At 65.4% G+C, this 22,728-nt stretch carries 23 protein-coding genes; 10 read left to right on the top strand and 13 right to left on the bottom strand.

Going from position 1 to position 22,728, the window contains the following annotated elements; all coding sequences use genetic code 11:
- Nucleotide 1: 1 nt before the first annotated feature.
- The 3 genes from VK682_RS19205 to VK682_RS19195 all read right to left on the bottom strand — a co-directional run bounded on the left by VK682_RS19205 (nucleotide 2) and on the right by VK682_RS19195 (nucleotide 3,452).
- Entirely contained in the window at nucleotides 2–979 is a 978-nt protein-coding gene (locus VK682_RS19205; protein WP_089850965.1) for an ABC transporter permease, read from the bottom strand.
- Between the two features lie 78 nt (nucleotides 980–1,057).
- Nucleotides 1,058–2,605: an ABC transporter substrate-binding protein gene (locus VK682_RS19200; RefSeq protein WP_324782396.1), complete on the bottom strand. Its 1,548-nt coding sequence runs from the start codon at nucleotides 2,603–2,605 to the stop codon at nucleotides 1,058–1,060.
- Nucleotides 2,606–2,681: 76 nt separating this feature from the next.
- On the bottom strand, nucleotides 2,682–3,452 hold the full coding sequence (locus tag VK682_RS19195) for a class II aldolase/adducin family protein (RefSeq protein ID WP_324782395.1): 771 nt from the start codon (nucleotides 3,450–3,452) through the stop codon (nucleotides 2,682–2,684).
- Between the two features lie 159 nt (nucleotides 3,453–3,611).
- On the opposite strand from VK682_RS19195, the gene VK682_RS19190 reads away from it, so the two are divergent.
- The 3 genes from VK682_RS19190 (at nucleotide 3,612) to VK682_RS19180 (ending at nucleotide 4,943) form a co-directional block, all read left to right on the top strand.
- Nucleotides 3,612–4,310 (top strand): GntR family transcriptional regulator, encoded by a 699-nt coding sequence (locus VK682_RS19190; protein ID WP_089850971.1) that lies wholly within the window; start codon nucleotides 3,612–3,614, stop codon nucleotides 4,308–4,310.
- Nucleotides 4,311–4,381: 71 nt separating this feature from the next.
- On the top strand, nucleotides 4,382–4,675 hold the full coding sequence (locus tag VK682_RS19185; RefSeq protein WP_324782394.1) for a type II toxin-antitoxin system RelB/DinJ family antitoxin: 294 nt from the start codon (nucleotides 4,382–4,384) through the stop codon (nucleotides 4,673–4,675).
- On the top strand, nucleotides 4,668–4,943 hold the full coding sequence (locus tag VK682_RS19180; protein WP_324782393.1) for a type II toxin-antitoxin system RelE/ParE family toxin: 276 nt from the start codon (nucleotides 4,668–4,670) through the stop codon (nucleotides 4,941–4,943). The genes VK682_RS19185 and VK682_RS19180 overlap by 8 nt, the downstream gene beginning before the upstream one ends.
- Nucleotides 4,944–4,951: 8 nt before the next feature.
- Here VK682_RS19180 and VK682_RS19175 read toward each other — a convergent pair whose 3' ends face one another.
- Complete coding sequence (locus VK682_RS19175; RefSeq protein ID WP_324782392.1) at nucleotides 4,952–5,854, bottom strand: LysR family transcriptional regulator; 903 nt, start codon at nucleotides 5,852–5,854, stop codon at nucleotides 4,952–4,954.
- Nucleotides 5,855–5,971: 117 nt separating this feature from the next.
- Between VK682_RS19175 and VK682_RS19170 the strand changes: the two genes are divergently transcribed.
- From VK682_RS19170 to VK682_RS19145, 6 genes are all read left to right on the top strand, one after another.
- A complete protein-coding gene (locus VK682_RS19170; protein WP_324782391.1) occupies nucleotides 5,972–7,147 on the top strand; it encodes a cytochrome P450 in 1,176 nt (391 codons plus the stop codon).
- A gap of 31 nt (nucleotides 7,148–7,178) precedes the next feature.
- On the top strand, nucleotides 7,179–7,502 hold the full coding sequence (locus tag VK682_RS19165) for a 2Fe-2S iron-sulfur cluster-binding protein (protein WP_324782390.1): 324 nt from the start codon (nucleotides 7,179–7,181) through the stop codon (nucleotides 7,500–7,502).
- Nucleotides 7,499–8,677, top strand: coding sequence for an NAD(P)/FAD-dependent oxidoreductase (locus VK682_RS19160; RefSeq protein ID WP_324782389.1), 1,179 nt, complete (start codon nucleotides 7,499–7,501; stop codon nucleotides 8,675–8,677). The genes VK682_RS19165 and VK682_RS19160 overlap by 4 nt, the downstream gene beginning before the upstream one ends.
- 70 nt (nucleotides 8,678–8,747) lie before the next feature.
- Nucleotides 8,748–9,728: a TRAP transporter substrate-binding protein gene (locus VK682_RS19155; RefSeq protein WP_324782388.1), complete on the top strand. Its 981-nt coding sequence runs from the start codon at nucleotides 8,748–8,750 to the stop codon at nucleotides 9,726–9,728.
- A gap of 8 nt (nucleotides 9,729–9,736) precedes the next feature.
- Entirely contained in the window at nucleotides 9,737–10,240 is a 504-nt protein-coding gene (locus VK682_RS19150) for a TRAP transporter small permease (RefSeq protein ID WP_324782387.1), read from the top strand.
- The gene (locus VK682_RS19145) at nucleotides 10,237–11,535 is read left to right on the top strand and encodes a TRAP transporter large permease (protein WP_324782386.1); all 1,299 of its coding nucleotides are present in this window, start codon (nucleotides 10,237–10,239) and stop codon (nucleotides 11,533–11,535) included. Before VK682_RS19150 ends, VK682_RS19145 begins: the two co-directional genes overlap by 4 nt.
- Nucleotides 11,536–11,581: 46 nt before the next feature.
- Here the strand turns inward: VK682_RS19145 and mnhG are convergent, their stop codons facing one another.
- Genes mnhG through VK682_RS19105 form a run of 8 tightly spaced genes read right to left on the bottom strand, consistent with a single transcriptional unit; the run spans nucleotide 11,582 to nucleotide 18,152 of the window.
- A complete protein-coding gene (gene mnhG / locus VK682_RS19140; RefSeq protein WP_089850991.1) occupies nucleotides 11,582–11,902 on the bottom strand; it encodes a monovalent cation/H(+) antiporter subunit G in 321 nt (106 codons plus the stop codon).
- Nucleotides 11,895–12,185, bottom strand: a complete 291-nt coding sequence (locus VK682_RS19135) for an MrpF/PhaF family protein (protein ID WP_089850993.1) — start codon at nucleotides 12,183–12,185, stop codon at nucleotides 11,895–11,897. The genes mnhG and VK682_RS19135 overlap by 8 nt, the downstream gene beginning before the upstream one ends.
- Entirely contained in the window at nucleotides 12,182–12,664 is a 483-nt protein-coding gene (locus tag VK682_RS19130; RefSeq protein WP_089850995.1) for a Na+/H+ antiporter subunit E, read from the bottom strand. Before VK682_RS19130 ends, VK682_RS19135 begins: the two co-directional genes overlap by 4 nt.
- The gene (locus VK682_RS19125; protein WP_089850997.1) at nucleotides 12,661–14,157 is read right to left on the bottom strand and encodes a Na+/H+ antiporter subunit D; all 1,497 of its coding nucleotides are present in this window, start codon (nucleotides 14,155–14,157) and stop codon (nucleotides 12,661–12,663) included. The genes VK682_RS19130 and VK682_RS19125 overlap by 4 nt, the downstream gene beginning before the upstream one ends.
- On the bottom strand, nucleotides 14,154–14,513 hold the full coding sequence (locus tag VK682_RS19120; protein ID WP_089850999.1) for a Na+/H+ antiporter subunit C: 360 nt from the start codon (nucleotides 14,511–14,513) through the stop codon (nucleotides 14,154–14,156). The genes VK682_RS19125 and VK682_RS19120 overlap by 4 nt, the downstream gene beginning before the upstream one ends.
- Nucleotides 14,513–14,932 carry an MnhB domain-containing protein gene (locus VK682_RS19115; protein WP_089851001.1) on the bottom strand — a complete coding sequence of 140 codons (420 nt, stop codon included), beginning with the start codon at nucleotides 14,930–14,932 and terminating at the stop codon, nucleotides 14,513–14,515. The genes VK682_RS19120 and VK682_RS19115 overlap by 1 nt, the downstream gene beginning before the upstream one ends.
- Complete coding sequence (gene mbhE, locus VK682_RS19110; RefSeq protein ID WP_324782385.1) at nucleotides 14,929–17,175, bottom strand: hydrogen gas-evolving membrane-bound hydrogenase subunit E; 2,247 nt, start codon at nucleotides 17,173–17,175, stop codon at nucleotides 14,929–14,931. Before mbhE ends, VK682_RS19115 begins: the two co-directional genes overlap by 4 nt.
- Entirely contained in the window at nucleotides 17,175–18,152 is a 978-nt protein-coding gene (locus tag VK682_RS19105; protein ID WP_324782384.1) for a universal stress protein, read from the bottom strand. Before VK682_RS19105 ends, mbhE begins: the two co-directional genes overlap by 1 nt.
- 105 nt (nucleotides 18,153–18,257) lie before the next feature.
- On the opposite strand from VK682_RS19105, the gene VK682_RS19100 reads away from it, so the two are divergent.
- Complete coding sequence (locus tag VK682_RS19100) at nucleotides 18,258–19,178, top strand: LysR substrate-binding domain-containing protein (protein WP_089851007.1); 921 nt, start codon at nucleotides 18,258–18,260, stop codon at nucleotides 19,176–19,178.
- 658 nt (nucleotides 19,179–19,836) lie between these two features.
- Here VK682_RS19100 and VK682_RS19095 read toward each other — a convergent pair.
- Nucleotides 19,837–22,563 (bottom strand): methyl-accepting chemotaxis protein, encoded by a 2,727-nt coding sequence (locus tag VK682_RS19095; RefSeq protein WP_324782383.1) that lies wholly within the window; start codon nucleotides 22,561–22,563, stop codon nucleotides 19,837–19,839.
- Nucleotides 22,564–22,728: the final 165 nt, after the last annotated feature.

The raw sequence follows: 22,728 nt of genomic DNA, 5'->3' as shown, positions 1-22,728 counted from the left end.
GTCAGGCACGCGCTCCGATCCGGGGATCGACGATCCGGTAAACGATGTCGGTCACGATGTTGAACAGGATGACCATGGCGGCGGAGACGAGGAAGACCCCGAGGATGGTGTTGTAATCCCGCGCGGCGAGGCTTTCGAACATCAGCCGCCCGATGCCGGGCCATGCAAAGACGGTTTCGGTCAGCACCGCGCCGCCGACCAGTTGCCCCGCCTGTAGGCCCGCCAGCGTCACCACCGGCAGGATGGCGTTGCGCAGGATGTGGCGGCGGCGGATGGCGGGACCGGACAGGCCCTTGGCCTTGGCGGTTTTGACGAAGTCCGCCGTCGACACCTCCAGCATGGAGGCGCGGGTCATGCGCATGTAGACCGCCATGAAGAACAGCCCCAGCGTCAGCGCGGGCAGCACCAGATGTTTGGCGATGTCCAGCACGCGGGCGAACCCGCTGTAACTGGCGCCCACGGTTTCATAGCCGAAGCCCGGCAGCCAGCCCAGCCAGACCGAAAACACCAGCACCGCCATCAGCGCCGCCCAGTAAAGCGGGGTGGCATAGAACAGCAGCGCCAGCGTGGTCAGCGCTGAATCCGAGGCGCGGCCCACCCGGGCGGCAGCGGCCACGCCAAGGGCGATGCCGAAGACCAGCGAGATGACAAAGGCGGTCAGTGTCAGCAGCAGCGTGGCGGGCAGGCGGTCGGCGATCAGGTCGATCACCGGCGCGCCCTGCCGGAAGCTGTAGCCCAGATCCAGCTGCAGGATGCCCCAGACATATTTTCCAAGCTGGACGTGAAAGGGCTGATCCAGCCCGAAGCGTTCGCGCAGCTGTTCGATCATCTGCGGATCGGCGGCGCCCGCCTCGCCCGCCAGCACCACGGCGGGATCGCCGGGGGCGGCATGGATCAGAAAGAAGTTCAGCACCGCGATGGCGAGCAGCGTCAGCAACGCCTTGGCCGTCCGCGACAGGATGGCAATAAAAACGGTCATGCGCCCCCGGAAATCTGACGTGTAGGCGCCCCATGGCCGGGGCGGAAAAGGCGGGCCGGTCAGGGCCCGCCGAGGGGGTTACTGTTCGATCCAGGCGTCGCGCAGACCGTCATTCACACCGATGGCGGTGGTCACCAGATCCTGAATCTCGCACCGGTAGATGGTGGGGAATTCCAGTTCCTGCAGCCATGCCACCGGGGCGTCATCGACGATTTCCTTCTGGATCTCGGCATAGGCGGCGGCGCGCTCTTCGGGCGTGACCATGCTGGCGGCGGCTTTCCACTTCTTGTCCAGCTCGGGGTTTTCATACCCCTCGACGTTGTTCCACGGGCTGCCCTTCTGGATCTGGTCCATGGTGTAGTTGCGCGACACGCCAAGCGCCGGATCGCCGTATTGATAGAGATAGGTGAAGGCGAGGTCGTAATCCCATTGCGAGGTCTTTTCGTTCCAGCCCGCCACGTCGGAGCTGTCGATCTCGGCATTGATGCCCGCCTCGTTGAGGTTCTGGCGCACCGCCTCGGCCCAGCGTTGCCATGTCTCGCCATAGGGCAGGGGCAGGATGCGGACGGTTTCGCCGTCATAGCCCATCTCGGCCAGCAGTTCCTTGGCCTTGTCGGGGTTGTAATCGTATTGCGTGACCTCGTTGGTGTAGAAATTGGTGGCGGAGGCGACCGGGCCGGTCGCGACCGTGCCGAAGCCGTTCCACACCACGTCCTTCACGAAGTTGCGGTCCATGGCATACATGACCGCCTGCCGGAAGCGCACGTCCGAGGTGGGCCCTTCGCGGTTGTTCATCCACATCCATGCCAGCGGCGCGAAAAACTCCCAGCCCTTGCCGGTGGAGCAGACACCCTCCAGTTCGGTGAGGCGCGGCACATCCCAGTTTTCCACCGACCCGCCGGGCAGCACGTCCACCTCGCCGGTTTCGAAGGCGACGGCGCGCGACGCGGCATCGGGGATCACGCGGTAGAACACCTCGTCCAGATAGGGCAGGCCGTCGATGTAGTAATCCTCGTTCTTCACAAGGTGGATGTGGCTGCCCTTGACCCATTCCTGAAACTTGAAGGGGCCGGTGCCGATCGGCGTCGCATTCATCTCGTTGTTGGCGTAATCGGTGCCGTCGTAGATGTGCTTGGGCACGATGGGCATGGTGCCCGCCTCGAAGGCGTTGATGAAGGGGCCGAAGGGTTCGCGCAGCTGGAACACCACGGTCAGGTCATCCGGCGCGGTGATGCTGTCGACATAGGCCAGCGAGGCGCGCAGCCGGGCATGGGTTTCGCGCAGGAAGACATCGGCGGAAAACACCACATCTTCGGCGGTGAAGGGCGTGCCGTCATGCCAGAGCACGCCTTCGTTCAGGTGGAAGGTATAGGTCAGCCCGTCTTCGGAGATCTCCCATTCCTTGGCCAGCGAGGGCATGGGCGACAGGTCGGAATCGTAGCGCAGCAGGCTTTCATAGATGTCGCCCGCCACCAGCTGGGTGGGGCCGTTCTGCAGCAGGCCCATCATCAGCCCCGGCGGTTCGGGCTGCACGACGATGTCGAGCCGCCCGCCGGATTGCTGCGCGGCCAGCGGCGCCGCAAGCGCTGCGGCGATGAGGAATGTGATTGTCTTGAGATATGTCATGGAACGTCCCTGTTGTTTTTGTCTGCTTTGCTTTGAAAGTCAGGTGCGCGCCGCCCCCATGGGGGCGGGCACGGCGTCAGGCCCGGAAGTCGGGGGCGTGGCGTTCAAGGCGGCGCAGATGCGCGGCCCATTCCGGATCCGGCTTGCCGCGCAGTTCGATGCCGTCATAAGCGGACTGATACTGGCGCGCGGTGTGTTCGGCGACATCGGCGGGAATTTCCAGCGGCGTCAGCCCCATGCCAAGTGCTGCCACCTGCGCCTTGCACGACCGTTCAAGGTTCAGCGCCAGTTTCACCGCCTCGGCCACCGACCGGCCCAGCAGCAGCGTGCCGTGGTTGCGCAGCAGCATGACCTGCCGGTCACCCAGATCGGCGACGATGCGTTCCCGTTCCGCCAGATCCAGCGCGATGCCTTCGTAATCGTGAAAGGCGATGCGGTCATGGAACTGCGCCGACCACTGGTTGAGGCTGAGCAGGCCCTCGCGCACCGAGGACACCGCCACCCCGGCCACGGTATGGGTGTGCAGCACGCAGGCGGCATCGTGCCGGGCCATGTGCACGGCGGAATGGATGGTGAAGCCCGCCGCATTCACCCCCGCGCCATAGGGATCGTCGATCACCGCGCCGGAGCCGTCGATGGTCACGAGGTTGGAGGCGGTGACCTCGTCGAAACGCAGGCCATAGGGGTTCAGCAGGAACCGCTTTTCGCCGCCCGGACCGTCAGGCAGGCGGGCGGAGACATGGGTGTAGATGCCGTCATCCATCCCTTCGAGCGCAATCAGGCGATAGGCGGCAGCCAGATCGCGGCGGATGTCGTGAACAGCGGAGGAAGAGGCTCCGTCGGCCATGGCGGTCTCCTTGATCGGTGTCCGCGGCGGCCCGGAACGGTCGCCGGCGGGATCCTGTAAACCGAAGTAAGGCCGCGTGCGCCGCATCGGTCAAGCAAATTGTCGACAAAACTGCAATCCGCCGATAGGCTGGGGAAAATCGAGGCAGCCGTTTTCCCCATGATCCCCATTCCATCTTCTTCCGGTTTTCAGCCGCTTGACCGCGAAGGGCTGGTGCAGCGCGTCGCGCGTCTGCTGGGCAAGGCCATCATCACCGGCCAGCTGGCGCCGGGGGCGCGGCTGTCCGAATCGGTGGTGGCGCGCGATCTTGGCGTCAGCCGCGCGCCGGTGCGCGAGGCGGCGCGGCTCTTGGAAAATTCGGGGCTGGTGACCTATCACGCCAATCGCGGATTCTTTGTGCGCAAGATCTCGGCGGAAGAGCTGGATCATCTGTATGAACTGCGCATCGTCATCGAACTGGCCGCCGCGCGGCGGATGATCGACCAAGGCCAGCCGGAGCCGGTGGCGGCGCTGGCCGCACAGCTGCAGGCGCTGCACCGGGTCGCGGCGCCGGGGGTCGACATGCTGACGCAGGTGGAGGCGGACATGCAGTTTCACCGCCTGCTCTGTTCGGGCAGCGGCAATCCGAAGTTTCTGGCGGTGTTCGACCAGATCGCGGCGGAAACCGAGTTTTCCATCATGGTGATCGGGCAGCTTTACGACGATCCGCTGAAGATGGCCGAGACTCACGAGCCGATCCTGGACGCGCTTCAGGCCGGGGATGCCCCCCGCGCCGAGGCGGCGATCCGCTATCACATCGGTGTGGCGCGGGAGATGGTGACCCGGCAGTTCCGCGATCTGGAGACGGGCGCGGGATAGACCGGGGCAGGGGGCCTTGTCAGACTCTCAATTGAGATACATATTCCTCCGGTCAGGAAAGGAGTCCTCCGATGCCCGCGCAGACCTCGATGATCCATGTCCGTGTCGATGACCGGCTCAAGGCGCAGGCGACGGATGCGCTGGCCGGGGTCGGGCTGACCCTGTCCGACGCGGTGCGCATCCTGCTGACCCGTGTGGCCGCCGAAGGGGGGATGCCCGCCGGGCTGACTGCGGATCCGGATGTGTATGACGCATGGTTCCGGGCCAAGGTGCAGCAGGCGCTGGCCGATCCCGCCCCGTCCACGCCCCATGCGCAGGTGATGGACGCGGCGCGCGCCCTGATCGACGCCAAGCGCCGTGCCTGAACTTGCATGGAAGGCGCCGGCGGTGGCCGACCTTCTGGCCATTGTCGATTATATCTCTGACGACAATCCCGATGCGGCGCTGGCGCTGATGGCAGAAATCCATGCCAAGGTCGCGCGGCTGCCCGACCACCCCAAGCGCTGCCGCCCCGGTCGGGTCGAGGGCACGCGCGAACTGGTCATCCGCCCGAATTACCTTGTGGTCTATGCCGAAACACCGGAGGCGGTGACCATCCTGCGCGTGCTTCATGCCGCGCAGATGTGGCCCTGATCCGCCGCTCAGCCGCGGCAGGCTGACCAGATGAGGTCGCGCAGCCAGCGGTGCATGGCGGAGGCATTGGTATGCGCGGCCCAGACCAGAGAGACGTCGAACCGGCCCCGGAACGGGCTGGGGGCCAGCGTCAGGGTTTCGGCGTCGCGCGCGCCAAGGCGGCGCGGGATGGTGGCGACAAGGTCCGATCCGGCGATCAGCGTGCCAAGCCCCGCCGGGCTGGGCACGACGATGGTGGGGGTCAGCCGGTGGCCCGCCGCTTCCAGCTCGCGCAGGAAGGCGGACTGCCAGCCCGCGCCGTAATCGATCAGCACGTGGTTCAGCGACAGGTAGCGGTCGGCTTCCAGCGGGGTGCGGGCCAGCGGATGGCCCGGATCCATCAGGCAGGCATATTCCTCGCCATAAAGCCGCCGGGAATGAAAGCCGGATTCCGCCCGTTCGAACGGGCCGATCAGCACGTCCGCCTCGCGCCGCAGCAGCCGCAGATGCCCGTCGCTGAGCGAGCTGATGACCTTGACCGTCATCTTGGGCGCCACCTGCCGGATCGCCGCGACGATGCCGGGGATCAGCAGGACACGTTCGTAATAATTGCAGGCAATCGTGACGTTCTGCGTGGCCTGTCCCGGCGCAAAGGCATCGGGCTGCAGCATCTCGTCCAGCATGCCGAGCATCTGCAGGGATTTGGCGAGGATCTCTTCGCAGCGGTCGGTGGCCACCTGCCGCCCGCCTTCGCGCACGAAGAGCGGATCCTGAAAACAGGCGCGCAGCTTGCCGATGGTGTAGCTGACGGCGGACTGGTTGACGTTCAGCTTTTCGGCGGCGGCGGTGAAAGATCCCAGTTCATGCACCACGCGCAGCATGTCGAGCGCGGCAAAATCGATGCTGGCCGGGTTGGGCGGGCTGGCGGGCATCCTGTCTGGTCTCCGGGCGCCATCAGATTTTCTGATGGGATATAACCATTCCATCGTATTGATGCGCAAGCCCTGCATCTTTTAAGCCGGACCCGGAGGAGACTTTGGGAGGAGTTCATGGCGCTTGCACCGCTGGACACGGAGATTACGCTCGATCAGCTCAGTTCGGATCCCTATCCGATCTACCGGCGGCTGCGCGCCGAAAGCCCGGTGCTGCGGGTGGCGGCGACGGGACGCACCCTGCTGACCAAGGCGGCGCTGACCAAGGCGGTGAAGGACAACCCGGATCTGTTCAGCAGCGACGATCCGCAGACGCCGATGCGGCCCGCCTTCCGCGCCCATACGCTGATGCGCAAGGACGGTGCCGCGCATTTTGTGGAGCGCAAGGCGATCTCCAAGGCGCTGACGCCGAAGATGATCAAGTCGGACTGGGCGCCGCTATATGAAAAGCTGGCCGAAGAGTATGTCGGGCGGCTGCCGCGCGGCGAGACGGTGGATCTGTTCTCAGCCCTGTGCGGGCCGCTGGCGGCGCGGATCCTCGCGCATATCCTTGGCATTCCCGAGGCGAGCGATGCGCAGATGCAGCGCTGGTCGCAGGTGCTGATCGACGGCGCCGGGAATTTTGGCTGGAAGCCCGAGCTTTTTGCAATCTCGGATGCCGCGAACGACGAGATGGACGCGCTGTTTTCGGAACTGGAGGAGCGGCGCCGGACCGAGCCGGACGGGTCGGCCTATTCGGCGATGCTGACTGCCCCTGATCCGATCCCGATGAGCCAGATCCATGCCAATATCAAGATCGCCATCGGCGGCGGCATCAACGAGCCGCGCGACGCGCTGGCCACCATCGTCTATGGCCTGCTGACCAATCCCGACCAGCTGGCCGAGGTGCGGGCGCAGGAGGCATGGGACCGCGCCTTCGAGGAGGGCATCCGCTGGGTCGCGCCGATTCAGGTCAGCTCGCGGCGGGTGACCGAGGACACCGAACTGGGCGGTTTCGAGATCCCCAAGGGCGACACGGTGATGACGGTGCAGGCCTCTGCCAACCGTGACGAGGAACTTTACGAGGATGGCGAGTCGTTTTTCGTCTTCCGTGACAAGAACCCGCATCAGGCCTTTGGCAACGGGCCGCATCACTGCGCGGGCGCCCATGTGGCGCGGCGCACCGTGGGCAAGATCATCCTGCCGCTGCTGTTCGACCGCTTCCCCGACATGCGCCTGCCCGATCCGCAGGCGGTGATCTGGAAAGGCTTCGGCTTTCGCGGCCCGATCACGCTGCCGGTGGTGCTGGCCTGACCCGGCGCCCAAGATTTGAGGAGGAAAACAGATGATCAAGGTGACCTATGTCGCCCCGGACGGAACCGCGACCACCCTTGAGGCGGAGCCGGGCAGCAGCGTGATGCAGACCGCCGTGGCGAATGATCTGGACGGGATCGTGGGCGAATGCGGCGGCGCGATGATGTGCGCGACCTGCCATTGTTACGTGGATCCGGCGTGGCAGGACCGCACCGGCGCCCGTTCCTCCGACGAGGAGGAGATGCTGGAGGGCGCCGCCACCGAGGTGACCGCGGCTTCGCGCCTGTCCTGCCAGATCCGGCTGGACCCCGCGCTGGACGGGCTGGTGGTGCATCTGCCCGAGGAACAGCATTGAACGGGCAGTCGGTTGTCATCATCGGCGCGGGGCAGGGCGGGCTGCAGGCGGCGGTGAGCCTGCGCCAGAACGGCTATCAGGGCGCGGTGACGCTGGTGGGGGGCGAACCGGGCCTGCCCTATCAGCGCCCGCCGCTGTCCAAGGCCTATCTGCTGGACGGCAGGGCCGAGGCGCTGGTGCTGCGGCCCGAAAGTTTCTTTGCGTCAAAGCAGGTGACCTATCTGCCCGGGACATGGGCGGAGCAGATCGACCGTGCGGCCCGGCGCGTCCGGGTCAGGGGGCCGGAGGGGGCGCAGGAACTGCCCTATGACGACCTGATCCTTGCCACCGGCACGCGCAACCTGCGCCCGCCGATCGACGGGCTGGAACGGGCGCATGACCTGCGGACGCTGGCCGATGCGGCGGCCCTGTCTGCGGCACTGGTCCGACCACGGCAGATTGCGGTGATCGGCGGCGGCTTCATCGGGCTGGAATTTGCCGCCGTGGCCCGCAAGCTGGGTCATGCGGTCAGCGTGATCGAGGCGGCACCCCGGCTGATGTCCCGCGCCGTCTCTGCCGCCATGTCGCGGCATTTCGAGGAGTATCACCGGGCTCTTGGCGTGGTGCTGCATCTGGGCGTGCCTGCGGTTCATGTCGGGGCGCAGGCGCTGGGGCTGGCCGATGGCCGCGAGGTTGCGGCGGAGTTTGTGCTGCTGGCGGCGGGCGTGCGCCCGAATGTGGAACTGGCCGAGGCGGCGGGGCTTGCCACCGGCAATGGCGTGATCGTGGATGCGGCGCTGCGCTGTTCTGATCCGGCCATTTCCGCGCTTGGCGACTGCGCCTCATTCCCCGATCCGCGCAGCGGGCGCCTGCTGCGGCTGGAAAGCGTGCAGGCGGCCACCGACCATGCCCGGCTGATTGCCGCGCGGATCGCGCAGGGGGCTGGGGCGGAGTATGCCGCGCTGCCATGGTTCTGGTCCGATCAGGGCGACCAGAAGCTGCAGATCGCGGGCTATGCCGGACCGGAGGCGGAGGAGGAGACCGTCGCCGAAGGGATCGTGGCACGCTTTGACAGCCACGGGCTTGCGGCGGTGGAAACCGTCAACAACGCGCGGATCCACATGAAGGCGCGGCGGCTGCTGGCCTCGGGCGCACCCGTGGATCTGGCGGATCTGGGAGAGGTCATCGCCGCCTGAGCGCGGCAGGACCACGTGCGTCCGCAGGGCGGCGCGGTCCGAAGACAGAGGTTCAAACGGGAGGAGAACCATGAACATCACATCCGTCACCCTTGGGGCGGCCTTTGCCGTCACCCTGGCAGCCAGCGCGCAGGCGCAGGAGCTGAAATACGCCAACTGGGCGCCGCCCTTTCACACCATCACCGCCGCGCAGATCGAACCGCTGGCCGAGGCGCTTGACAGCGGCACCTCGGGGGCGGTGACGCTGCGTGCCTTTCACGGCGGCGAGCTGGGGGCGGGGCCTGCCGACCAGTTCGTGCGCATCGTGCAGGGCACGGCGGATCTGGGCTGGGGCCTGCCCGGCTATACCTCGTCGCAGTTTCCCAAGAGCCTGATCCTTGAACTGCCCGGCGCGCTGCCGCTGGACCAGCCCGGCTATGCGGCGCTGTGGCGCGCCTTTGGCGGCGAGCTGAAGGCGGAGTTTCCGATGACCGAGGTCATCGCGCTGTGGGGGGCCGAGCCCAACATCCTGATGATGAAGGATCGCGAGGTGCGCAGCCCCGAGGATCTGCGCGGGCTGAAGATCCGCGTGGCCGGATCCATCGCCGCCGAGGCCATGGAGGCGCTTGGCGCAACCCCGGTGCAGATCCCGATGACGCAGGTCTATAACGGCCTGCAGACCGGGCTGATCGACGGTCTGGTCAGCGGCGCCTCCGTGCTGTCGGATTTCAAGCTGAACGAGGTGGTGGGCAGCGTGACCACCGGGCCGAACCTTGGGCGGCTGACCTTCTTCACCGTGATGAACAAGGGGGTGTTCGACGGGCTGTCGGACGAGGCCAAGGCCGCGCTTGACACCATCCGCGGCGAGCCGGTGTCGCAGATGACCGAAGAGGCATGGGTCGCCACCGCCGCCGAGGCGCTGGATGCCGCGCGCGCCTCTGACAGCATCACGGTCAACGATCTGGACGCCGCAGAGAGCAAGGTGTTTGACGACGCGCTGACCGAAGTGACCGATGCCTATGTGGCGCAGGTCGGCGGTGAGGCGGCGCTGGCCGCGATCCGGGGCGAGTGATGCGCGCCATGCTGCACAAGACCGCGGACAGGCTCATCAGCCTGTCCGCGTTTCTGGGAACGCTGGGCCTGCTGCTGGTGGTGGGCGTGATCGTGGCCGATGTGGCGGGGCGCAATTTCGGCATGCCGCTTTACGGCGCGCAGGACATCGTGATCATGACCATGGTCATCATCGTCTTTGGCGGCATGGCGCTGTGTGGCCGCGACAATGGCCATATCGTCGTCGATATTTTCGAGCCGCATTTCTCGCCGCGGCTGAACCGGCTGATCGACGTAGCGGCGGCGCTGCTGGGGGTGACGGTGTTCGTGCTGATCGCCTATGCGGTGTTCCAGAGCGCGCAGCTGAGCCGGATGCTGAACCTTGCCACCAACCTGCTGCGGCTGCCGACGGCGTGGTTCCAGCTGGCGCTTTGCGCGCTGTCGCTGGTGGCGGCGCTGGCCATGCTGCTGCGCGCCGTGACCGCAGCGCTTGGTCCTCATTCCCCAGCCCCCATAGATCAGGATCCGTCATGAGCCCCCTTCTGGTTGGCAGCACCGGCTTCGTGCTGCTTCTGGCGCTGCTGCTGCTGCGCATCCCGGTGGCCTTTGCCATGTTCACCGTGGGCTTTCTGGGGATCTGGATCCTCAACGGGCTGCAGGCGGCCATTGGCCTGCTGTCTTCGGAAACCTTCGCGCTTGCCTCGAATTCCGAACTGATCGTGGTGCCGCTGTTCATCCTCATGGGCAATGTCGCCAGCGTCACCGGCATGAGCCGCAGGCTGTACGATGCGGCCTATGCCACCATCGGGCAGGTGCGCGGCGGGCTGGCGGCGGCCACGGTGATCGGCTGCGGCGGGTTTGCGGCGCTGTCGGGATCCTCTGTCGCCTCGGCGCTGACCATGGGGCGCACGGCGCTGGCCGAAATGGACCGGTTCAACTACGACCCCAGACTGTCGACCGGGGTGGTGGCCGCAGGGGGCACGCTGGGCATCCTGATCCCGCCCTCCACCGGGTTCGTGATCTATGCCATCCTGACCGAGCAGAGCATCGGGCGGCTGTTCATGGCGGGCATCCTGCCCGGCCTGCTGCTGCTGGGGCTGTTCCTGCTGACCGTGATGCTGCTTTGCACGCTTTATCCGAAGATGGGGCCAAAGGGTCCGGCCACCAGCACCGCCGAAAAGGGCCGCGCCTTTGTCGGGGCCATCCCGATCCTTGTGGTGATCCTGCTGACCATCGGCGGCATCTATACCGGGCTCTTTTCCCCGACCGAAGCGGCGGGGGTCGGCGCGGCGCTGGTCATCGGCATCGGCGCCGTCAGCGGCAGCCTGACCCTGCACAGCTTCTGGCAGGCGGCGCAAAGCAGCGTGGTCACCACCGCCTCGGTCATGCTGATCCTGATCGCGGCGCATCTGATCAACCCGTTCATCGCGCTGAGCCACCTTCCGGCAGAGGTAAGCCGCCTGCTGGTCACCTTCGATCTGGGCGCCTATGGCACGCTGATCGTGATCCTTGCGATCTATCTGGTGCTGGGCTGCTTTCTGGAAGGGCTCGCCATGCTGGTGCTGACCCTGCCGATCTTCATGCCGGTGATCCTGTCGCTGGGCATCGATCCGATCTGGTTCGGCGTGCTGGTGGTGCTGACGCTGGAAATGGGGCTGATCTCGCCGCCGGTGGGGATCAACGTCTTCATCGTCAAATCGGTGGCCAAGGACGTGCCGCTGGTGGACATCTTCTGGGGCGTGGTGCCGTTCTGGATCGCCATGCTGGTGACGCTGGCGCTGCTGGTGGCGGTGCCGCAGATCTCGCTCTGGCTGCCCGGCATGATGTAGGCAGCGCGGGGGTCTGCGGGTGATGCCGCAGACCCCCGGCGCCTGATCAGTCCTTGTCCACCTCGTCGTGCGGGGGGGTGCGCCACAGCGGCACGCGGGTGGTGACCGCCGCGCGCCCGATCATATGCGCGGCGATGGGGGCGGTCAGCAGCAGCAGCACCACGATGGCCACCGCGCGGATCCACACCTCGGCCGTGCCGAAATGTACCGCCGCCGCCACGGTGATCAGGCTGGAGGCCAGCGTGCCGATCTTGGTGGAGGCGTGCATCCGCATCAGCACGTCGGGCAGGCGCAGCAGTCCCAGCCCGCCTATCGCCGCGAAGAGCGCGCCGACAGCGATCAGAAGCGCGGTGATCATCTCAGTCATTGTTATCCTCCCCGGCAACATTGCGTTCGGCAAACCGGGCCAGCGCCACGGTGGCCAGAAAGGCCACCAGCGCCAGCACCAGCGACACGTCCAGCACCTGCGGCGTGTCGAAGCGGATCGCCGCCAGACCGCCAAAGGCCACCATCGCCATCGTCATCATGTCCAGCGCCACCACCCGGTCGGGCAGGCTGGGTCCGCGCCAGAGCCGGACAAAGGCCATGGCCAGCGCCAGCACGACCAGCGCAAGGCCGCCCGTCACCACAGCGTCAAGAAAGGCGGTCATGTAAAATCCTCCACGGCGTCGATGACCCAGCGTTCGATGCCCGATTTCAGGCTGGCGATCAGCGCCTCGGGATCCGAGGCGAACATCGCGTGGATCGTCAGGGTCTTGCGGTCCTCCGAGACATCAAGGCTGAGCGTTCCCGGGGTCAGCGAGATCAGGTTGGTCACCAGCAGGATACCCTCGTCGCTGCGCACGGTCAGCGGCATTTCGAGGATCGCGGGATGGGCATGGCTGCGCGGGCGCAGGATGTCCCGCGCCACCTCGATGGAGGAGATGAGCAGCTCCCACAGGAAGAGCGGCAGCAGCCGTCCCCATGCCAGCGCCCGCGCCGGGTAGCGGCTGGGGCCAAGCATCGGCTGGATCACGCAGATCACCACATAGCCCAGCAGGGCGCCGATCACGAAATTCGCCAGTGTCACGGTGCCCGTCAGCGCAATCCACGCGATGGCAAGAAGCACGTTCAGTCCAAAGCTGGTCATTGTTCCTCCCCCAGAACGGCGGACACATAGGCGGCCGGGTCCAGCAGGTCGGCGGCGGCGGCTTCGGCAAAGCGGGCGAAGGGATCGGGCGCCATGCCGATCACCATGGTGATGACGGCCAGACCCGCGATCGGCAGCAGCAGCCCGCGCCGGTCAGAGGCCGACAGCTGCGACAGGCTGGTGTCGCGCCCCTCGGGATGGGGGGACCAGAAGGCGGCGGCCCAGATCTTGGTCATCGAATAGATGGTCAGCAGACCCACGACCAGCGCCACGCCCGCGATCACCCAGCCTTCGACGCCGATGGCGGCCTTGACCAGCAGGAATTTCGCCCAGAAGCCCGAGAGCGGCGGAAAGCCCGCCAGCGAAAAGGCCGGGATGATGAACAGCAGCGCCAGCAGCGGGGCGGATTTGTAAAGCCCGCCGATGCGCGACAGTTCGGTGGATCCCGCCAGCCGCTGCACCGCGCCCGCGATCAGGAACAGGTTCGCCTTCACCACGATATGGTGCACGAGGTAGAAGACCGTGCCCACCAGCGCCAGCGGCGTCATCAGCGCAAGCCCCATCACCATGTAGCCGATCTGGCTGACGATGTGGAACGACAGGATCTTGCGGATGTCGCTTTGCGCGGCGGCCCCCAGAACCCCGGTGATCATGGTCAGCCCCGCCACCCACAGCAGGATCTGGTGGGTGTAGCCGATGTCATGATCGAAGATCAGGGTGAAGCAGCGGATCAGCGCATAGACCCCCACCTTGGTCAGCAGCCCCGCAAACACGGCAGAGACCGAAAAGGCCGGGGTGTGATAGGCGGCGGGCAGCCAGAAGAACAGCGGAAAGACCGCCGCCTTCATCCCGAAAGCCAGCAGGAACATCATCGCGATGACGCTGAGCAGGCCCGGATCCACGCCTTCGACCGCGCGCGACAGGTCGGCCATGTTGAGCGTGCCGGTGGCGCCGTAAAGCAGACCGACCCCGGCAAGGAACAGCACCGTGGCGATCAGGTTCAGCGCCACATATTTGACGCCGCCGTCGATCTGTTCGGGGCTGCCGCCCAGCACCAGCAGGCCGAAGGAGGCGATCAGCATCACCTCGAACCAGACATAAAGGTTGAAGAGGTCGCCGGTGACGAAGGCGCCGATGACGCCCGCGATCAGCACGTTGAAGATCGCGTGATAGCCCAGCTGTTCCAGCCGCGTGTCGATGTCAGCGAGCGCATAGACCGACACCGCCAGCGCGATGATCGCGGTGATCAGCACCATCACCGCCGACAGCCGGTCGGCCACCAGCGTGATCCCGAAAGGCGCGCCCCATCCGCCCATCTGGCCGGCGACCACGCCCTGCGCGTTCACCTCGACCAGCAGCAGGGTGGCCGCGACCAGCAGCAGGGCCGATCCCGCAATGGAAATCCAGCGCCCGGCGGCCCGCCCCTTGGCCAGATAGGCCGCGATGGCGGTCGCAAAGGGCAGCATCAGCGGCGCAACAAGAAGCCAGCTCATTTGGTAACCTTCGGTTCAGCCACCCGCATGTCGTCGCCCTCCAGCGTGCCCAGGGTGGTCCAGGCACGGAAGGTCAGCACCAGCGCAAAGGCAAATAGCCCGAAGCCGATCACGATGGCGGTCAGCACCAGCGCCTGCGGCAGCGCGTTGGCCACGGTGCCCGCCGGGGCATAGGCGCCTTCGGGGATCAGCGGCGGCGCACCGGGGGTCAGGCGGCCCGACACGAAGATCGCAAGGTTCGCGGCATTGGACAGCAGCACGAGCCCGAAGATGTAGCGCAGCAGTTCGCCGCTCAGCATCAGGTAGACCGCTGCCGCCGCAAGGCCGCCCACGGCAATCGCAAAGAAGGGTTCCATCAGATGTGCTCCTCCATCTCGAAGACGAGGGTCAGCACCGCGCCGAAAACGACGAGGTAGACGCCGATGTCGAACACCAGCACCGAGGACAGCGGCAGACCCTTGCCGCCGTCTTCTGCACCCAGAAACAGCCACTGCCCGGTCAGGAAGGCATCGCCGGTCAGCGCGGACATCAGCCCCGCCAGCAGCGCAGCACCCAGCCCGAGCATGGCCAGCACTTCCGGCGGCAGGCGCAGGGCCTCGCGCGCGCGGTCCGTGCCATTGGCCATGGCCTGCAGGATGAACCCGGTCGCCCCGGTCAGCCCGCCGATGAAGCCGCCGCCGGGTTCGTTATGCCCGCGCAGAAGCAGATAGATCGAGAAGACCAGAAGCAGCCCGGTCAGGTAGCGTGTCGCCACGCTGAGAATAAGGGAATTCAACGGGTCCGTCCTTTCGTACCGCGCAGAAGCGCGAGCGCCGAGAGTGCGGCGATGGCGACCACGGCGATCTCGCCGAAGGTGTCAATCGCGCGGAAGTCGACGAGGATGACATTGACGATGTTGCGGCCATGGGCGTCAGGATAGCTTGCGGCCTCGAAATAGCTGGTCAGGGACAGGTCCAGCGGCTGGCCCAGCACCGAAAGCAGCATCAGGCTGATGCTGGCGCCCACGGCGACCGAGATCACCGCCGCCCCGGGCCGGAAGCGCGGCGCGGGCAGGCGCGGCAGTTTCAGCAGCGCGACCGCCACCAGCACCACCACCAGCGTTTCCACCAGAAGCTGGGTGATCGCGACATCGGGCGCGCCATAGATCAGGAACACGAGCGAGATCGCGATGCCCGAGGTGCCCAGCCCGGCAATGGCGGTGATGCGCGAGCGGGTCAGCAGCACCAGCACGCCCCCCGCCAGCATCAGCGCCGCAACCGCCGCCGGGGCCCAGGAAAAGCCGTCAAGCGTGAAGGCGGGCAGCGGCAGGCCGCGCACCAGCATGGTCACCAGCAGGGCGCCCGCCACGGTGCCGAAGGTTGCCGCCAGATAGAAGCTGAGCCGTCCGGACTGGATCCGGGCCGCCTGCCATTCGGCAAAACCCTTCAGCCCGTCAAGGAAACGGTCCCAGCCCCGGTCAAGATCGGGCAGCATCCCCAGCGTGTGGGCGAGCCCGGCGCGCAGCGGCCTGTGCCCGGCATAAAGCGCAAGACCCAGCGCGAAGGTGGCAAGGCTGAGCAGCAGCGGCAGGTTGACCCCGTGCCACAGCGTCAGCTCCGCCGCATTGGCGGCATCGCCGGTCAGCGCGGCCACGGTGGGGGTGACCAGTGCCTGCTGCAGCGGCCCGGGGAAGATCCCGAAAAGCGTGCCCGCCACGCCCAGCACCACCGGGCCCGCCAGCATCCGCCACGACCGTTCCTTCGGTGCGCGGGGCAGGTCCGCGGCGCTGCCCAGCCAGAACGGGCGCAGCGCCACCACGCCTGCCACGGCGAACATCAGCGCATTGGCCAGCACCAGCGCGCCCGCTACCAGCACCGGCGCGTCGGCGGCCAGTGCACCGGCGTATTTCAGCTCCTTGCCGATGAAGCCAAGGAAGGGCGGCGCGCCTGCCATCGACAGCGCGGCCAGCGCCGCTGCACCTGCGGTCAGCGTCATGCTGCGCCCCAGCCCGCCAAGCTGCGCCACCTCGCGCGTGCCGGTGGCCGCGTCGATATTGCCCACCACCAGAAACAGCGCCGCCTTGTAAAGCGAATGCACGATCAGGAAGGTGGCGAAGGCGGTCATGGCATAGCCCGAGTCCTGCCCCAGAAGCAGGGTCAGCGTGCCAAGCGCCATCAGCGTGGTATAGGCCAGCGCCTGTTTCAGGTCGGTCTGCCGCAGCGACTGCAGGCTGGCAAAGACGGCGGTGGCGGCGCCAAGGATCGTCAGCGTCCAGATCCAGCCGGGCGTGCCGGACAGCGCCGGATGCATCCGGGCCAGCAGGTAGATCCCCGCCTTGACCATGGTGGCCGAGTGCAGGAAGGCCGAGACCGGGGTGGGCGCGGCCATGGCATTGGGCAGCCAGAAATGCACCGGCACCTGCGCCGATTTGGTCAGCGCCCCGGCAAAGACCAGCACCAGAATGCCCGTATAGGCGGCATGGTCGCGCAGTTCGTCCGCGGCAATGATCTCGGAAATGGAGGTGCTGCCCGCCGCGAAGCCCATCAGGATCAGCCCGGCCAGAAAGGCCAGACCGCCCGCGCCAGTGACAAACAGCGCCTGCAGCGCGTTGCGGCGGCTTTTCTCGGCCTCGTGCGAGAACCCGATCAGCAGGTAAGAGGTAAGCGTGGTCAGTTCCCAGAACACGAAGAGCAGGATCAGGTCATCGGCCAGCACCAGACCCAGCATCGCCAGCAGGAAAGAGGTGAGGAACAGCGCGAACCGGGCATATTGCGGATGCCCGGCAAGGTAGCTGTCGGAGTAAAGCAGCACCAAGGTGCCGATGCCGGAGATCAGCAGCGCAAAGGTCAGCGACAGCCCGTCCAGCAGGAAGGCCAGTTCGATCCCCTGCGAGGGGAACCATGGCATCGACCAGCGCAGCACCTCGCCCGCCGCGATGGCAGGGATCTGCGCCGCGAAGAACGCAAAAAGGGCTGCAGCCAGCAGGACCGGCAGAATGCCGATGAGGCCGTTATTCGTCTTGTCGGATACTGGTGCCATTACTGCGCCCGCATTTCAGGGGAGCCGGTCAGCGATACCGGCGGAACGAAGCCCTCGGGCTTCACGGTCAGAACGGAGCAGGCCACGCGCTTGAGGATGCTTTCGGCGGTGTTGCCGACCAGCAGGCCCGCAATGCCGGTGCGGCCCATTGTGCCCATCACCACGGTGTCGATGCCATCGGTTTCCACATGGTCAAGGATCACATCCGTGGGCGTGCCCTTGAGGTGCAGGACGCGCATCATTTCGCAGCTTCCGGCGAAATCTGCGGTCAGGCGCTGCAGCCGCCAGTCGCTCTGGCGCTGCGCATTGGCGACAAGCCGGTCGACCTCGGCCTCCGGCACGCGGGCGCGGCCATAGCGCAGCGCCGATTCCTCGGGCAGGCGCCACGCGTTGACCACATCAAGCCACGCCCCGTCCCGTCGGGCCAGAGCGGTGGCGAATTCGAGGATCTGCCAGTTCAGACGGTCGCGCCGTTCATCCTCGGGGTCGGGATCGACCGCGGCAAGGATGCGGCGGGCGCGGGGTTCGGCGGCGACGTTCAGCACCCAGACCGGGCAGCCGCATTTGCGCAGCAGCTGGATGTCGGGATCCGACAGCATCGGACGCGCCCGCGACCGCTGCGCGCCCTTGATGACCAGATCATGCCCGTCGCGCATCACCTGCCGGATGATCTGCACAAAAGGCGTGCCCAGCAGGACCAGCGTGGTCACCTGTATCTGCTGCTCGCGCAGCGGCTCGGCCAGATCCTCCAGCCGGGCGCGGTGCAGGGCAACGATGTCTTCCTCGATCTGGTGGGCACCGTCGGATCCGGCCCAGGCCCGGAACAGCCGCGACAGATCGCCGGGCGCGCTTTCGATCACGTCCACCAGCGTCACGCGCGCGGCATGCGACTGCGCCAGCCAGCACAGCCGTTCGAAGGCATGTTCGTAGGCACTGTCCTCGTCGCACACGACAAGGATATTGCGAAAGTCGCGCATCACCCGCTCCCTGTTTTGGCTTTTGTTAGAGCTAGAGCGGTAGGGCTTATTGATCCAATCGAATGAAGGCCCATTTTTGATAGAAACTATCTATAAGAGGCCCACATGCCCACGCTCAGACAGCTGCAATACCTCGTCGCGGTGGCAGATCATCTGCATTTCCGCCGCGCCGCCGAACAGTGCCACGTCACCCAGCCCACGCTTAGCGCGCAGCTGCGCGAACTCGAAGAACGGCTGGGCGCGCAGCTGGTGGAACGCACCCGCGCGCGCGTCGCGCTGACCCCGTCCGGTGCCGCCATCGTGGAGCGGGCGCGGCGGGTTCTGGGCGAGGTCGAGGAGATGCGGGTGATCGGGCGCACCGGGCAGGGGGTGCTGGCCTCCACGATCCGCGTCGGTGTGGTGCAGTCGACCGGATCCTACCTGCTGCCGCTGATCGTGCCGCAGCTGCATGCCGACTATCCGCAGCTTCGCTTCTACATCCGCGAGGGTCTGCCCGCGACCGTGCTGCGCGAGCTGGAGGACGGATCGCTTGACCTGCTGTTCTTTCCGCTGCCCGTGCGCCGCGCCGATTTCGAGACGCTGTCGCTGTTCCGCGAGCCGATCCATGTGGTGGCGCCGCATGACCACCGGCTTGCCGCCGAAAACGCCGTCGATCCGGCGATGCTGAAGGGAGAGACGATCCTCGCGCTGGAAGCCGCGCATAACCTTTATGACAAGGTACGCGACATCGGTCGGGATTATGGCGCCGAGATCTCGCATGATTACGAAGGCACCAGTCTGGACACGCTGCGGCAGATGGTGGCCATGGGCATGGGCATCTCGCTGATGCCCGCGCTTTACGTCCGATCCGAGGTGGAGCCGCAGGACATCGTGGTGGCGCGCCCCTTCCGCGGCACGGCGCCCGCGCGCACCATCGGCATGGTCTGGCGCCGCGGCTCGGCCCGGCACAAGGAATATCTGCTGCTGTCGCAGCTGATCTGCCGGATCCTGAAACAGCGGGTGGCCGAGATCACGGTGCTGGGCTGACCTGTCTGGCTAACGGTCACACGGCGGGCTGGCCCGGTCAGACCCTTGGGTCAAGCCGCCCCTCACCGGGCGCGCGGGCGGAGGTCGGGAGCCTGGTTTTTGAAGGTTGCCCGGAATCATGGAAGGATCGCTGGCCCTTGGTCTGGTGAAATCCGGACAGGGCGCTCTGCGGGACTGGCGCCCTGACTCGCATCAGCAGGATCTGGCGGTCCTCCAGCGGCACCGGAAACTCGCCACTTGGGCCTACCAGTGCCACCATATTGCTCGGGCAGTGCCACCACATCTTGAGCAGGCTCTTGCGAGAGGTCTGGTTTTCCGAAACCGGTGCGCGCGGCCTCAGCCGCGGTACGGGTGTGAAGAGGCTGCCCACATGCTGCCTGATACCTTCCGGCGACAGGAAAATGCCCGCCCCTTCCTCCGGACGCGCACAGACCGGGTGACCGGTCGAGACGGAGGCCGACCCCCTCACCACATGTCAGGCTTGTCTCATGGTCAGGCGCCGCGCCATGGCCATGACCGGCACATGGCCCCATGGGAACAGCCGCCGGATCAGAACATGGTTCGCCAAAGGCTTTTGCCAGAGCCATGCGGCGGATAGGTCTTGGCCACGGCGGCAGGCTTTGATGCGTGTGGTGTGACACTCTGAGGGCTCCGCCGGTTATTGCGCCTGCACCGCCTTGTTCAGATCGTCGATCATGCTCACCATATGGCCCGACACTTTTTCCTGAGAGGCGGCACAGCTGGAAATCGTCTGGATGGAATTTGCGGTACGGGCCATGGACGCCACGATATCCTCGAAGCTGCGCAGCGCTGATTGAGTTCTTTCGGTCCCCTGACCGACCCTTTCACCAGACACGATGATCAGCTTGCCGATTTCATGCGCGGCTTTCGAACTCCGCTCGGCAAGCTTGCGCACCTCGTCGGCCACGACCGAAAAACCGACGCCATGTTCCCCCGCGCGCGCCGCTTCAATCGCGGCATTGAAGGCCAGCAGGTTGGTCTGGTTGGCGATTTCGCTGATCACCCGGGTGATCTCCGAAATATCCGTCGAGGATTTCTCGATCAGTTTGATGGCCTCGATCGCGGCGCTGAGGAAGTCCAGCCCCTGACTGGCGGTCTGGGTGGTATTGTCAGAAGCACTCAGCGAAGCCTGAGTCGCTTCCCCGATCTGGGCAATCGATTTGGAGAGGGCTTCCACAACCTCATCCATCCGTTGCGCCTGCCGTTTGATTTCATGCTCCAGATGAACCTGCTGGGTTATGTCATAGGCATATTTCACCACGCCGATCGGCTGGTTCTGGCTGTCCAGCAACGGCGAGTAGGTCGCCTGCACCCAGACTTCCCGACCGAATTTGCCCATGCGCTTATAGCGGCCGGTCATGAATTTTCCTTCGCGCAGATCCGCCCAAAGGTCGCGATACTGTTCCGAGCGGATCATGTCCTGATCGCAGAACATGGAATGATGCTGGTTCTTGACCTCCCGCAGCGAGTATCCCATCACCCGCAGGAAATTGTCATTGGCCATCTGCACATAGCCTTCCATATCGAACTGAACCATGGCCTGACTGCGGTCGATGGCGCGCAGCTTGTTATGAAGGTCCATGTCGGCGCGTTTGCGTTCGGTGACATCCGTGGCATATTTGACCACTTTCACCGGGGTCCCGGATAGATCAAAAATCGGATTGTAGGTGGCCTGGATCCAGACTTCTCGTCCACTTTTGGTCAGGCGTTTGTATTCGCCCTGCATAAATTCGCCATTTCTCAAGGATTTCCAAAAATCCTCATATTCAGGGCTTTTGACATAGTCAGGCGCGCAGAAAATCCGATGCCGCTTTCCCTTGATTTCTGCTTCGCTATACCCCAGAAGATCAAGGAAATTCTGATTTGCCGCAAGGATTGTGCTGTCAACGGAAAATTCGATTACGGCTTGGCTGCGTTCGATCGCTGCCAGCTTGTTTTTGACTTCCGTCGATTCAATCAGATGGACGGTGATATCTTCGCCTATCATGATGATTTTGTAAACTTTGCCTTCACTGTCGAGCACCGGCACGTATCGCGTGCGCAGCCAGACTTCGCTGCCGTCCCGGCACACGATCGCGTAGACGCCAGAGATGGGCTCTCCCTTCCGCAGTTTCGGCCAGAAATCGCGATAGTCGAGGCTTTGGGTCACGGAGTCCGGACAGATGTCGCGGTGTTTCAGGCCAAGCAAGCTGTCCATGTCATAGCCGCTAAGCGCAAGAAAGGCATCGTTGGTGGCGGTGATCGCGCCTGAGGGGTCGAATTGAAGAAAGGGATTCCCGCGATGCAGCGCATCCTCCAGGGCCCGAAGTTCCGCGCATTGCAGGGTCATTTCGGTGACATCCTGAACGATGCTCAGCACCCGGTCGATTTCTCCGGCCTTGTCTCGGAGCGGCAGAAAAGACGCTGTCACCCAAAGCAGGGCGCCTGATTTGGTGCGACGCTTATAAGTGCCGGTGGCCATCAGTTTTGTGCCAAGCGCCCCCCAGAATTCGGACGCCGCTCCGGCCTTGACGTCTGTCGGCACCCACAGGACACTTTGATCCTCGCCGACCAGCTCGTCGGCGGCAAAGCCCGTGATGTCGCGATAGGTGCCGTTCACCGACAGAATCTTGCCATCTCCGGCATATTCAACCACCGCCATGGTGTGATCCACCATATCGGCCAGACAGCTGTCGCGGTCAGCCTGCAGCGACTGCTCGGTGCGGTCCAGCAGGTGCAGGATCACGCGGGTTTCGCCCGACGCCTCGTGGCAATGAAGAACGCTGACCACCGCTCCCAGTGCTTTGCCATTGCCCTTGCGCAGGTCCAGATTCAGGGTCACGCTTTCACCTGCCAGCGCTGTGCGCAGCTGCGTGGCATGAGCTTCGTCGAGGCAGAAGGTGTCGATCCGCGAGCCGGTCAACGCGGCGCTTTCCATGCCAAGCATTGCCAGAGCCGTGGCGTTCACACCGGTGACCTCGCCGATCTGGGTCACTTCGATCACGCCGTAATGTGCGTTGATGGCATCCAGGCAAGGCAGCGGTGCGACAATGGGAGATGGGGCCGACACCCGCTCGCCCACGAGCAGAAGTTCAAGCGGTTCAGTCTGCGGAATGGGCAGGCTGCGGCCCTGAAACATCCCACCTGAGCGGAGGCCAAGATGGAGGTCAACCGTGGCCTTGGGGTCTGGGTTCAGCGCGGCAGGAAGGTCAAAAATATCGGCCAGTGCGCAGGGCAGCTGGGGGTCGACCCCCAGTGCCGCCCGGGCCGCACTGGACAAGGCAAGCGCCGTACCATCCGATGGACGCAGCCGTATCGCAAATCCCGAGTCGAGGATGGCTTTGCCGAACTCCGTCAGAGGCAGGTCTTTGGTGAGGTCGCTCATGATCCGCGATGTCCTATGGTGATCCGGCCTGCGCCCTTTGGGCCATCGGCGCCGGGGAAGTTTTTCGTCTTGGCGATCCGCTGCGGCGTCCTGCGGGATCATGCTCAGGGCGGGCCTGACGCTGCCATGGCCGGCTTAGGCGCCGGATCGGATGAAAGGCGGGCT

Source organism: Salipiger marinus (genome assembly GCF_035481585.1).
Classification (GTDB): domain Bacteria; phylum Pseudomonadota; class Alphaproteobacteria; order Rhodobacterales; family Rhodobacteraceae; genus Salipiger; species Salipiger marinus.
Note: the sequence above shows the minus strand (reverse complement) of the source record. Positions and strands in the feature narration are given on the sequence as shown.